General features: G+C 34.5%; 12 protein-coding genes. All 12 read left to right on the forward strand.

What is annotated here, in order from left to right; translation table 11 throughout:
• The first annotated feature begins 539 nt into the window (after positions 1-539).
• The 12 genes from LJ207_RS11300 (at position 540) to LJ207_RS11355 (ending at position 11,572) form a co-directional block, all read left to right on the forward strand.
• On the forward strand, positions 540-1,415 hold the full coding sequence (locus LJ207_RS11300; protein WP_229346605.1) for a DUF7973 family transport facilitator: 876 nt from the start codon (positions 540-542) through the stop codon (positions 1,413-1,415).
• A 128-nt stretch (positions 1,416-1,543) separates the two neighbouring features.
• Positions 1,544-3,040 (forward strand): glycerol kinase GlpK, encoded by a 1,497-nt coding sequence (gene glpK, locus LJ207_RS11305; protein ID WP_229346606.1) that lies wholly within the window; start codon positions 1,544-1,546, stop codon positions 3,038-3,040.
• 139 nt (positions 3,041-3,179) lie between these two features.
• A complete protein-coding gene (locus tag LJ207_RS11310) occupies positions 3,180-4,658 on the forward strand; it encodes an NAD(P)/FAD-dependent oxidoreductase (RefSeq protein ID WP_229346607.1) in 1,479 nt (492 codons plus the stop codon).
• Positions 4,651-5,931 carry an NAD(P)/FAD-dependent oxidoreductase gene (locus tag LJ207_RS11315; RefSeq protein WP_229346608.1) on the forward strand — a complete coding sequence of 427 codons (1,281 nt, stop codon included), beginning with the start codon at positions 4,651-4,653 and terminating at the stop codon, positions 5,929-5,931. The genes LJ207_RS11310 and LJ207_RS11315 overlap by 8 nt, the downstream gene beginning before the upstream one ends.
• Positions 5,932-6,309, forward strand: a complete 378-nt coding sequence (locus LJ207_RS11320) for a DUF1667 domain-containing protein (RefSeq protein WP_229346609.1) — start codon at positions 5,932-5,934, stop codon at positions 6,307-6,309. It abuts the gene before it with no gap.
• A gap of 3 nt (positions 6,310-6,312) precedes the next feature.
• Positions 6,313-6,834, forward strand: a complete 522-nt coding sequence (locus LJ207_RS11325; RefSeq protein ID WP_229346610.1) for a type 1 glutamine amidotransferase domain-containing protein — start codon at positions 6,313-6,315, stop codon at positions 6,832-6,834.
• A gap of 301 nt (positions 6,835-7,135) precedes the next feature.
• Positions 7,136-8,128 carry a dihydroxyacetone kinase subunit DhaK gene (dhaK, locus tag LJ207_RS11330; protein ID WP_229346611.1) on the forward strand — a complete coding sequence of 331 codons (993 nt, stop codon included), beginning with the start codon at positions 7,136-7,138 and terminating at the stop codon, positions 8,126-8,128.
• Between the two features lie 34 nt (positions 8,129-8,162).
• Positions 8,163-8,792 carry a dihydroxyacetone kinase subunit DhaL gene (gene dhaL, locus LJ207_RS11335; protein WP_229346612.1) on the forward strand — a complete coding sequence of 210 codons (630 nt, stop codon included), beginning with the start codon at positions 8,163-8,165 and terminating at the stop codon, positions 8,790-8,792.
• A 26-nt stretch (positions 8,793-8,818) separates the two neighbouring features.
• A complete protein-coding gene (gene dhaM, locus LJ207_RS11340) occupies positions 8,819-9,211 on the forward strand; it encodes a dihydroxyacetone kinase phosphoryl donor subunit DhaM (RefSeq protein WP_229346613.1) in 393 nt (130 codons plus the stop codon).
• A 165-nt stretch (positions 9,212-9,376) separates the two neighbouring features.
• Positions 9,377-10,138, forward strand: coding sequence for a DeoR/GlpR family DNA-binding transcription regulator (locus LJ207_RS11345; protein ID WP_229346614.1), 762 nt, complete (start codon positions 9,377-9,379; stop codon positions 10,136-10,138).
• Positions 10,139-10,172: 34 nt separating this feature from the next.
• Entirely contained in the window at positions 10,173-11,105 is a 933-nt protein-coding gene (pfkB, locus tag LJ207_RS11350; protein WP_229346615.1) for a 1-phosphofructokinase, read from the forward strand.
• A 17-nt stretch (positions 11,106-11,122) separates the two neighbouring features.
• Complete coding sequence (locus tag LJ207_RS11355; protein ID WP_229346616.1) at positions 11,123-11,572, forward strand: PTS sugar transporter subunit IIA; 450 nt, start codon at positions 11,123-11,125, stop codon at positions 11,570-11,572.
• Positions 11,573-11,600: the final 28 nt, after the last annotated feature.

Genomic DNA, 11,600 nt, shown 5'->3' on the forward strand with positions numbered 1-11,600 from the left:
CCCGATAGCTCAGTTGGTAGAGCAGGTGACTGTTAATCATCTTGTCGCAAGTTCGAGTCTTGCTCGGGGAGCCATTTTTGAGATATAATTGTCAGAATAATTTCATTAATAAAATAACTTTCATATAGATGCCGTTAAAGCCAGTACATACAAGGTGGGATCAAATGATGTGTGTTAAAATGGGAGTTAAAAGAATATTAAAAAATTTGCATATCTTTACATTCTTTTCATTATTTTTAAAATTATTTGACAAATCTGAAAAAAAGTGCTATACTATTTCTAGTGAGAAAATAATTCGGGAAAAATTGAATATAAAATTAGGTGGAGAAAATGAGAAAACCTTATTGATAATAACTTGAGCTAACTATGTCCAAATACTTTTATTAGTTGTTATCAATAAGGTTTTTTTCGTTGAAACCTTAATTAATAATAGAGAGGGGGATAGAAAAGTAGTACTTAGTTTGATTTAATTTCATAATATTATGACTATATTATCTTTATTATCTATTAGGAAAATCAAAAATTAGGAGGATTATTATATGGGAATTACTTTAAATTTAGTTTTAGCAGCTTTTGGTGGAGGTCTTTTCGGATCAGCAATTGGTGCATTACCCGCATTTATTTTTACAGGCTTTTTAGTACTAGCTGGTGAAGCTTTAGCACTAGCTGGTGGAACTGCAGATTTTACAGGAGTTATAGCATTTGGTACTTTATTTGGTCCACATATCGCTTTTGCTGGTGGAGCAGCTGCAACAGCTTATGCTGCAAGCAAAGGTAAAATTGAAGGTGGAGCAAATATTTTAAAACCTTTAATGGGTGTTAGAGAAAACTGGGATATCTTACTTGTTGGTGGAGTTTTCGGTGTTTTAGGTCTAGTAGTTAATCAATTCTTAGCTTCAATCGGAACTCCTAGTGATACAATCGCTATTACTGTTGTAGTTTCTGCTTTAGTTCATAGAGTTGCTTTTGGTGAAACAGGTATCTTTGGTAAATATGATCCAGAAGTAAGTGATTCAAGATGGAGTATTACACCTGATATTGCTTGGTTACCATGGCAGATGAATCTTTCTCAATTAATTCCAATTGGTTTAGGTACAGGTTTAGTTGCTGGATTTATTGCAATAGAGACTGGTACAGTATTTATTATGTTTGGTATTACAGCTGCTTCTTTAATTGTTCTGCAGATAATGGGTGAAGGTCCAGTTACTCACCATATCGCTTTCCCTGCAGCAGCGGCAGCAATGGCTACAAATAGTGTTATCTGGGGTGGAATTTTCGGTGTTCTCGGTGCTATCTTAGGTGAATTCTATGCTCGCTTATTCTACAGTTGGGGAGATACTCACATTGACCCTCCTGCAGCTACAATCGCAACATTAATTACAGCTGCAATGTTATTCTTAGGATTCTCATTCTAAGTTAAACTTACGCTTAACAAATTAATTATAGTTTGAAATTAGATAAATAGATTGTTTTCACTATGATTAATGTAAGACCTTTAATAGATTCATGTAAAATAACAAAATAACAAGAGGAGTGATTTATTTTGGAAAATTATGTCTTAGCAATTGATCAAGGAACAACTAGTTCACGGGCAATGATATTTGATCATGATGGGCAAGTTGTTAGTGTAGCTCAAAAAGAATTTACACAGTACTTCCCAAAACCTGGTTGGGTAGAACATGATCCAGATGAAATTTGGGGTACAACATTAGGTGTTATCGCTGATGCTTTAGGTAAGAAAAATATCAAACCTTCTCAAATCATCTCAATTGGTATCACAAATCAACGTGAAACTACTGTTGTTTGGGATGCAGAAACTGGCGAACCTATCCATAATGCTATTGTTTGGCAGGATAGAAGAACTGCTTCAATATGTGATGACTTAAAAGAAGCTGGTTATGAACAAGAAATTAAAGACAAAACTGGTCTTGTTGTAGATGCTTATTTCTCAGGAACAAAAATTAAATGGATGCTTGACAATGTAGAAGGCGCTAGAGAAAAAGCAGATGCTGGCGAACTTAGATTTGGTACAATTGATACCTGGTTAATCTGGAAACTTACAGGTGGAAATGTACATGTAACAGATTATACTAATGCTTCACGTACATTGATCTATAATATTAAAGAACTCAAATGGGACGATTCATTATTAGGTTACTTAGATGTTCCAAGATCAATGCTTCCAGAAGTTAAAGCTTCAAGTGAAGTTTATGGTAAAACAGTTGACTTCCACTTCTTCGGCGAAGAAGTAGAAATTGCTGGTATTGCTGGAGATCAGCAGGCAGCTACATTTGGTCAGGTATGCTATGAAAAAGGTATGGCTAAAAATACTTATGGTACAGGTTGCTTTATGCTCATGAATACTGGTGAAGAAGCAGTTGCATCTGAAAATGGTTTATTAACAACAATTGCTTATGGTATTGATGGTAAAGTTAATTATGCACTTGAAGGTTCTATCTTTATCGCTGGTGCAGCTATTCAGTGGTTAAGAGATGAATTAAACTTAATAGACAATGCTCCTGATTCAGAATACTTTGCAAACAAAGTTGAGGATACTGGCGGAGTTTATGTAGTACCTGCCTTTGCTGGTTTAGGTGCTCCATACTGGGATATGTATGCACGTGGTACAATTGTTGGATTAACAAGAGGTAGTTCTAAAGAACATTTAATTCGTGCAACATTAGAATCTATTGCTTATCAAACAAGAGATGTACTGGAAGCTATGGAAGCAGATTCCGGTATAGAACTTAAGACTCTCCGTGTAGACGGTGGAGCTGCTATGAATGACTTCTTAATGAACTTCCAGGCAGATATTCTCGGTGTAGAAGTAGAAAGACCAAAAGTTAATGAAACTACTGCTTTAGGTGCTGCTTATCTTGCTGGTTTAGCTGTTGGTTTCTGGGACAACAAAGAAGAACTTGTTGCTAAATGGGATAGAGATGCACTATTTGTTCCTAAGATGGCTGAAGAGAAGAAAGAAAAATTATATGCAGGCTGGCAAAAAGCTGTAGAAAGAGCAAAAGATTGGTCTGATGAGTAAAAAAATAATATAAAGATAAAATTATATTATTGGACATAGAAAATTAGAAAGCCCAATCCAGACAGCATATTTATTTATGGTGTCTGGTTGGGTTTTTATTTATCTTAGTTATAAAAATTTGAATTAGGAGGAATTTAAATTGTCTCAAAACAAATATGATGTAATTATTGTTGGAGGAGGCATTTCTGGTTGTGCTGTTGCCTGGAAACTTGCCAGGTATAATCTAGATGTTCTATTATTAGAAAAAGATCCAGATGTTGCAACTGGTACAACTAAAGCTAATACTGCTATTATCCATGCTGGATATAATGCAGATCCAGAAAAGCAAAAAGGACGTTTAAATAACAAAGGTAATATTCAGATAAAACAAATTGTAAAAGATTTAAATATACCTTTTGAAGAAATTGGTTCATTAGTGGTTGGTATGGAGGGCGATGATTTAAGTGTTTTAGATGAATTATTAGAAAAAGGAAAAAGAAATGGAGTAGAAGGCCTAGAAATAGTTGATAGAGAATGGCTGCTGAGAGAAGAGCCACATATCAACAAAGATGTTGTTGCTGCTTTATGGGCTCCAACTGCTGGCATTATTACTCCCTGGGAATTTGCCTTAGCTATGGCTCAAAATGCTGTTGCTAATGGAGCAGAAATTCAATTAGAAACAGAAGTATTAGATGTATATACTGAAAATGGAAAAGTTACAGGTGTAAAAACCAATAAAGGAGATTATCAGACTGATTATGTAGTCAATGCAGCTGGTTTATATGCTGATGATCTTGCTAAAATGGTAGGGGTAGAAAAAATTGAAATCCATCCTCGTAAAGGTGAATACTATATTTATGATCATGCTAAAGACTTTGAAATCAATCACGTTCTCTTCCCAATCCCAACTAAAATTTCTAAGGGAATAGTTTGTACTCCTACTGTAGAAGATAATTTACTTATTGGGCCTACCTCAGATTTTGTAGATAGCAAAGAAGATTTAGCTACAACAAGAGAAGGATTAGATCATGTCTTTGAGGGTGCTCAAAAAATGTTCCCTGACCTTACTCTTCAAGATTCAATCAGAGTTTTTGCAGGCTTAAGAGCTGCTGATAAAACAGAAGATTTTGTTATAGAGGCAGCAGATACTGTAGATGGTTTTGTTAATGTTGCTGGAATCCAGTCACCTGGATTATCTTCAGCTCCTGCAATAGCTGATTTGACAGCAGAGATATTAGAAGATTTAGGTTTAACTTTAGAAGAAAAGAAAGATGTTATTGAAACTAGAGAAGAACCTGTAAGATTTTATGAAATGTCAAATGAAGAAAGAGCAGAATATGTTGAAGATAATAAAGAATATGGTAAAATAATTTGTCGTTGTGAAACAGTTTCATATAAAGAAATCTTAGATGCTATTCATGGTCCTGTTGGAGCAAGAACAGTTAATGCAGTTAAAAGAAGAACTAGAGCCGGTGCAGGTAGATGCCAGGGTGGTTTCTGTGGACCAAGAGTAACTCAAATTTTAGCAGATGAACTGGGCATTGATACCACTGAAGTCAGATTAGAAAAAAATAATTCAAAAATTGTTGAACACAAAATAAAAGGTTTACTCGGAAGTAAGGTGATTGATAATGCTTAAAGTAAAAAAAGATGTAGTTGTTATTGGTGGTGGACCAGCTGGTTTAGCTGCTGCAGCTGAAGTTTATGATAATGGGGTAGAAGATGTAATAATCCTTGAGCGTGACTTTGAGCTTGGTGGTATTTTACCACAATGTATTCACAATGGATTTGGCCTCCATTACTTTAAAGAAGAGTTAACTGGACCTGAATATTCACAGAGGTTTGAAAATGATGTAGAAGAAAGAGATATAGAAGTAAAATTGGACACTATGGTTTTAGATGTAACTCCTGATAGAAAAGTTTATGCGATGAATCAGGAAGAAGGTTTTCTAGAAATTGAAGCTGGTGCAGTAATACTTGCTATGGGCTGTAGAGAAAGAACAGCTGGAGCTCTTGGTATTCCTGGCACAAGACCTGCTGGTGTTTTAACGGCTGGTACAGCACAGCGTTTTACAAATATTGAAGGTTATGTACCTGGAGAAGAAGTTGTAATCCTTGGTTCTGGAGATATAGGCTTAATTATGGCCAGAAGAATGAGATTAGAAGGTGCAGATGTAAAGGCTGTTTGTGAAATTCTACCATATACAGGTGGATTAACCAGAAATGTTGTTCAGTGTTTAGAAGATTATGATATTCCTTTACTGCTTAACCATACTGTGACTAAAATAATTGGTAATGATCGACTTGAAGCAGTAGAAATTACTGAAGTTGATGAAAACATGAAACCTAAACCTGAAACTTCAAAGATCATTAAAGCTGACACCTTACTTCTTTCAGTTGGCTTAATTCCTGAAAATGAACTCTCCAAAAAAGCAGATGTAGTTCTTGATGATACTACAGGAGGACCATTTGTAAATGAGGGACGTGAAACAAATATAGAGGGAATTTTTGCCTGTGGTAATGTTTTACATGTACATGATTTAGTTGACTGGGTTACTCAAGAGTCACAAATTGCTGGTAACTGGGCTGCTAAATATGTTAAAGGAGAATATAAAAGAACTGGATCTAAAATTAAAATGAAAGCTGGCGAAAATGTCAGTTATGTAATTCCTCATACAATTGAGCTTGATGGCTCAGATAGAAATAGAATGCCACTTTATATGAGGGTTTCTACTCCTTTAATGGCAGTTGACATTAATTTATATGCTGATGGAGAAAAACTATATTCTTTCTCTGAACCATTTGCAAAACCTGGAGAAATGATTACAGTTCCTTTAGCTCAAAAAACTCTTGATGATTTAGATGATGTTAAAGAAATTAGAGTGGATATTATAGAAAAGGAGGGACAATAAATGAAAGAAACTAAAACCCTGACTTGTGTTGCTTGTCCAAAGGGTTGTGAAGTAACAGTAGAATTTGAAGGAAATGAGATTTTAAATATTGATGGACATGCCTGTCCTCAGGGTCAAACTTATGCAGAAGAAGAAATTGTTGCTCCTACTAGAATATTACCTACTACAGTAAGAGTAAAAGGGGGAGCACTTCCTCTCTGTCCAGTAAAAACTTCAAAACAAATACCCTTAGAGATTATCCATGATGCAATGGAGATAATTGGTCAAAAAGAAGTAGAGGCACCAATAGAAATAGGGCAGGTAATAGTAGAAAATATTCTTGACACAGGTGCTGATGTTGTGGCTACAAGAGATCTCCCAAGGAAAATTGAGGTGTAAATTGTGAAATTAAAAGATAAAAAAATTGCGATGTTAATTGGACCAGGATATGAAGACTTGGAATTTTGGGTTGTATACATGAGAATGATCGAAGAAGGAGCAGAAGTTGATGTAGTTGGGGTTGAAAAAGGTGTAGAATACTCAAGTAAACATGGTTGTCTTAAAAAGGCTGCAGACTACACAGCTGCTGAAGTTCTAGATAATGATTATGATGGTGTTTTAGTTCCAGGTGGATGGACACCAGACAAAATCCGTAGAGATGCTGATGTTGTAGAATTGGTCAGGAAAAACCATGATGCCGGTAAAATAATAGGCCTGATCTGTCATGCTGGACTTGTTGGAATTTCAGCTGGTATTGTTAACAGTAAAGCAACTGGCTCATTAGGTATAAAAGATGACTGCATCAATGCAGGTGCTGAATGGGTTGATGAAGCTGCCTTTAAAGATAAAAATATTGTTTGGGGCAGAGTAGTCAAAGATATTCCTGCCTATTGCAGAGAGCTTGTTGCAGCATTAGCAGATTAATTTAAAAATAGCCTTATAATTTAGGATGAAATTTTAAAACTTGAAAGATGGTTTGTTTTTAGCTATGGTGAAGTATTTAATATTTTGCCATAGCTAAATTCTCTTTATATGAAATTACTATATTTGTTAATTTTTAATAATTTTATAAGTTCTTAATTGTTTGATTATTTAAAATTAATATGATAAAATTACTATGATGAAGAGAGAGCATGAAAAGTATTAATTAAACTTTCCAAGTTAAATAGAGAAAGATTTAGATTTTTTTAAAATAAATCAAAATAATAAAAGGAGGAGTTTAGTTATGAAGAAAAAATTAGTTAATAATCCAGATCATGTTGTAGAGGAAATGGTAGAAGGTATAGTTCTTGCTGATCCAGATAAGCTGAGCAAGGTTGAAGGCTATAATGTAGTTGTAAGAAAAGATAGCCCTAATGAAAAAGTTGCTCTTGTAAGTGGTGGTGGAAGCGGTCACGAACCAACTCATGCTGGATTTGTTGGTGAAGGTATGTTAGATGGAGCAATTGCTGGTGATGTTTTTACTTCTCCTACTCCTGATGCTGTTTTTGAAGCAATTAAAGCAGTAGATGGTGGAAAAGGTGTTCTCTTAGTAATTAAAAACTATACCGGAGATGTTATGAACTTTGAAATGGCAGCTGAAATGGCTGAAGCTGAAGGTATCGAAGTAGATCATGTAGTTGTAGATGACGATGTAGCTGTTGAAGATAGTTTATATACCACTGGTAGACGTGGTGTAGCAGGTACCATTTTCGTTCATAAAATTGCCGGTGCAAAAGCAGAAGCTGGAGCAGAATTAGCTGAAGTAAAAGAAGTTGCAGAAAAAGTTATAAAAAATGTTAAAACCAAAGGTATGGCTTTATATCCTTGCCGTGTTCCTTCCGCTGAAGAATCTACCTTTACTTTAGATGAAGATGAAATTGAACTAGGTATTGGTATTCATGGTGAGCCAGGAACAGAAAGAACAGAAATTATGAAAGCAGATGACATTTTAGATGAACTTTTAGGCAGTGTTATTGAAGATCTTCCATATGAATCTGGTGATGATGTAGCATTAATGATTAATGGTATGGGTGGAACTCCATTAATGGAACTATTTGTTGCCAATAGAAGAGCCAATCAAGTACTTGAAGAAAAAGGAATTAACATTTATAAAACATTTGTTGGGGAGTATATGACTTCATTAGAAATGGCTGGAGTTTCTGTAACACTACTCAAGCTTGATGATGAATTGAAAGAACTTTTAGATGCTCCAACAGAAATCAATATAATGAAATAAGCTATTAAGATAGTTATTGAAGGAGGACTTATTTGTGACTGAGAAAAGCAAAGAAATTCTGGATAAATTAGCAGATGTAATTATTGAAAATAAGAAGCACCTAACAAAATTAGATTCTGCTATAGGTGATGGTGACCATGGAATTAATATGGCAAGAGGTTTTAAAGAAGTTAAAGAAAAAATAAATGGAAATAATTATGAAACAAATCAAGAACTACTTAAATCTGTAGCTATGACCTTAATATCTACAGTTGGTGGTGCTTCTGGACCTCTATATGGAACTGCTTTCCTTTATATAAGCAAGGTAATACCTGATGCTGATTTTACTATTGATTCACTGATAGAGATAGGTCAATCTGCTGTTGATGGAATCCAAAAAAGAGGTAAGGCTGAACAGGGAGAGAAAACCATGTTGGATGCAATAATCCCTGCTGTAGATGCACTGAAAGAAAGCAAGGAAAATGGTGATGATTTAGAAGAAGCCTTACAAAAATGCAAAGTAAAAGCAGAAGAAGGTATGAAAGCCACAATTCCTATGCAGGCTACAAAAGGTAGAGCAAGTTATCTTGGTGAAAGAAGTATCGGCCATCAAGATCCAGGAGCTACTTCAAGTTATTTAATGATCAAAACTATAGTAGATGAACTATATAAATACAAAGACTAATCTCTTTAAATGATTGGAGTGAGTAGATGGTTAATATTTTATTAGTTTCTCACAGTGTAGAGATAGCTGAAGGAACCAAAGAATTAGCAGAACAGATGAAACAAGGTGAAGTAGAAATAGCTGCAGTTGGAGGAACAGAAGCTGGAGAGCTTGGTACTAATCCAGATGCAATAAAATCTGCAGTTAATGAAATTGATAAAAGTGATGGCTTAATCATTTTAGCTGATTTAGGTAGTGCTGTTATGAGTGTAAATATGGTCTTAGATTGGCTTGATGATGAGGTCAGAGCAAAGATACAGTTAGCAGATGCCCCATTTGTAGAAGGAGCTGTTATTGCAGCAGTTGAATCAGGAATGGGTAACTCGATGGAAGAAATATTATCTTCTATAGAATCTGCTGAGATAATCAAGAAAAATTAAAAAAACAAAGCTTATTTAAGGCGGGTCAGTATTAATTTACTGGCTCGTTTTTAATTTTGTAACAAATTTTTTGAAAATTATGTTGACAAACAAAATTCAATCCTATATAATCATAATTGAACATAAACAAAAACAAACAATCAATAACGAAAAGAGGTTTTAATCATGTTTGCTGAAGAAAGAAGAAAAGAGATAATAAAAACTTTGGAAAACAGCAAAAGAGCCAGTGTTAATGAATTAAGTGAAGAATTTGATGTTTCCCGGGCAACAATTAGAAGAGATTTAAGTGAGTTAGAAAAGAATGGTTTTTTGAGAAGAACTCACGGGGGAGCAATTTTAAGTGCAAGCAGTAAATTAGAACCATCATATAAGGAAAAAGAAGATCATTTTGCAAAAGAAAAAGCAGCAATTGGTAAAAAAGCTGCAGATATTATCAGAGATGGAGATACAATTTATATAGATGCAGGGACTACTACCCGTAATATTATTGAACATCTCAATGAAAAAAACAATTTAACCATAGTCAGCAATGCCCATCACATTATAAAAAGAATCAAAGATTCAGAAATAGATTGTGAGCTTGTAGTAGTTGGAGGTAATTTCAAAAAAACAACTGAAGCAATGATCGGTCCAATGGCAGAAGAGTTTTTGCAAAAATTAAGGGTTGACAAAGCATTTATCGGTGTTAATGGATTTAATTTAGATGCTGGAGCTACAACACCAGATCCCAGAGAGGCAAAGATGAAAGAAATTGCAATTTCAATTGCAGCTGAAAATTTTTTTCTCTTTGATAGATCTAAGTGGGAAGAACTATACTTCTGCAGATTTGCTGATCTAGATATGATAGATTTTGTAATCACAGATCAATTGTCCGGAGAAAAAGAAAAAGCTTTAAAAGAAAAAAATATCCAGGTTATAAAAGCCTAGATTTTAGCTATGATTCAAATCAGGAGGTGAAAAAATGATTTTAACAGTAACTCTTAATCCAGCTGTAGATAAAATAATAATACTTGATAAATTAAAGTTAGGTAAATTAAATAGAGTCAAGGATGCAGAAGCTCTTGCAGGAGGAAAAGGCATTAATGTATCAGAGGTACTTAGTGCTTTGAATGTAGATAATACTGCTTTAGCAATAGTTGGAGGAGATAATGGAAATTCAATAAATAATTATCTACAAAAAAGAGGGGTAAAAACTGATTTTCAGTGGTCAGAGATTAACACTCGGCAAAATCTTAAAATCAAAGAAAATAACAGCAACAGAGAAACAGAAATAAATGAAACAGGCAGAGTAACAAAAGAAGATATAAAAGCCTTCAAAAAAAATATAGAGAAATACTTAACTGCTGATAATACTATAGTTCTTTCGGGAAGTCTTCCGGAGGGAGTGAAGAAAAATATTTATGCAGAATTGATAGAAAAAGCTGCTGCAAAAGAGGCAAAAGTTATTCTCGATAGTTCAGGTGAAGAATTTAAACTGGCTATCAACAAAGCTCCCTATTTAGTAAAACCAAATTTAGCTGAGATAGAAAACCTTTTATCAACAAATATGGAGAGTGATGCTGACCTTAAAAAGGGAGCTGAATACTTGTTGAAAAAGGGGATAAAAATTGTGATGATTTCATTAGGAGCAGAAGGTGCATTTATTGCTTCAAAAGATGAGGCCTACAGGCTTCAAACTCCAGAAGTAGAGGTAGCTCAAACAACTGTCGGAGCAGGTGATACAATGGTTGCTGGATTGGCAGCAGAAATTGATAAAAATGCTTCTTTAAAAGAGACTGCAGTTTATGCTTCAGCACTGGCAACCACATTTGTAAAAAGCGGCTCTATAGAAAATATTAACAAAGAGCTGTTCAATAAAATAAGAGAGTCTATTCAAGTAAAAAAAATCTATTAAAAAGGAGAGGTCTGTTTATGGAAGTAAATGAATTTATTAATCAAGATTTAATCAAGATGGAACTGCAAAGCAAAGACAAAGATTCTGTAATTGAAGAAATGATCGATATCATGGTTGAAAATGGTATAGTCAGTGACAAAGAGGAAGTAGTGCAAAAGGCTATGGAAAGAGAAGCAAAAGGAACAACAGGTGTAGGTAGAGGAGTTGCAATTCCTCATGTTAAGAGTAATGCGGTTAAGAAAGCTGCTGTAGCTTTTGGCAGATCAAGTGAAGGAATTGATTATGATTCAATGGATGAAAAACCCAGTTATTTGTTTTTTCTGATAACCGTTCCAGAAGAATCACATAATGAACATTTAAAAATTCTTGCTCAGCTGTCAAGAAATCTTGTCCATGATGACTTTAGGGACAGCCTTTTAGAAGCAGAAAGTGCTGAAGATGTAATGGAGATCTTAGAGGCTATTTAATTGATTGTTTATAACTATTTATTCTATT

Origin of the sequence: Halanaerobium polyolivorans, assembly GCF_020711195.1 — a bacterium.
GTDB lineage: Bacteria > Bacillota > Halanaerobiia > Halanaerobiales > Halanaerobiaceae > Halanaerobium > Halanaerobium polyolivorans.

Excerpts from the sequence above, each read along its gene's own strand:
- LJ207_RS11300 (WP_229346605.1), top strand. The coding sequence starts at position 540 with ATGGGAATTACTTTAAATTTAGTTTTAGCAGCTTTTGGTGGAGGTCTT.
- LJ207_RS11315 (WP_229346608.1), top strand. The coding sequence starts at position 4,651 with ATGCTTAAAGTAAAAAAAGATGTAGTTGTTATTGGTGGTGGACCAGCT.
- LJ207_RS11320 (WP_229346609.1), top strand. The coding sequence starts at position 5,932 with ATGAAAGAAACTAAAACCCTGACTTGTGTTGCTTGTCCAAAGGGTTGT.
- dhaK (WP_229346611.1), top strand. The coding sequence starts at position 7,136 with ATGAAGAAAAAATTAGTTAATAATCCAGATCATGTTGTAGAGGAAATG.
- dhaM (WP_229346613.1), top strand. The coding sequence starts at position 8,819 with ATGGTTAATATTTTATTAGTTTCTCACAGTGTAGAGATAGCTGAAGGA.
- LJ207_RS11345 (WP_229346614.1), top strand. The coding sequence starts at position 9,377 with ATGTTTGCTGAAGAAAGAAGAAAAGAGATAATAAAAACTTTGGAAAAC.
- pfkB (WP_229346615.1), top strand. The coding sequence starts at position 10,173 with ATGATTTTAACAGTAACTCTTAATCCAGCTGTAGATAAAATAATAATA.
- LJ207_RS11355 (WP_229346616.1), top strand. The coding sequence starts at position 11,123 with ATGGAAGTAAATGAATTTATTAATCAAGATTTAATCAAGATGGAACTG.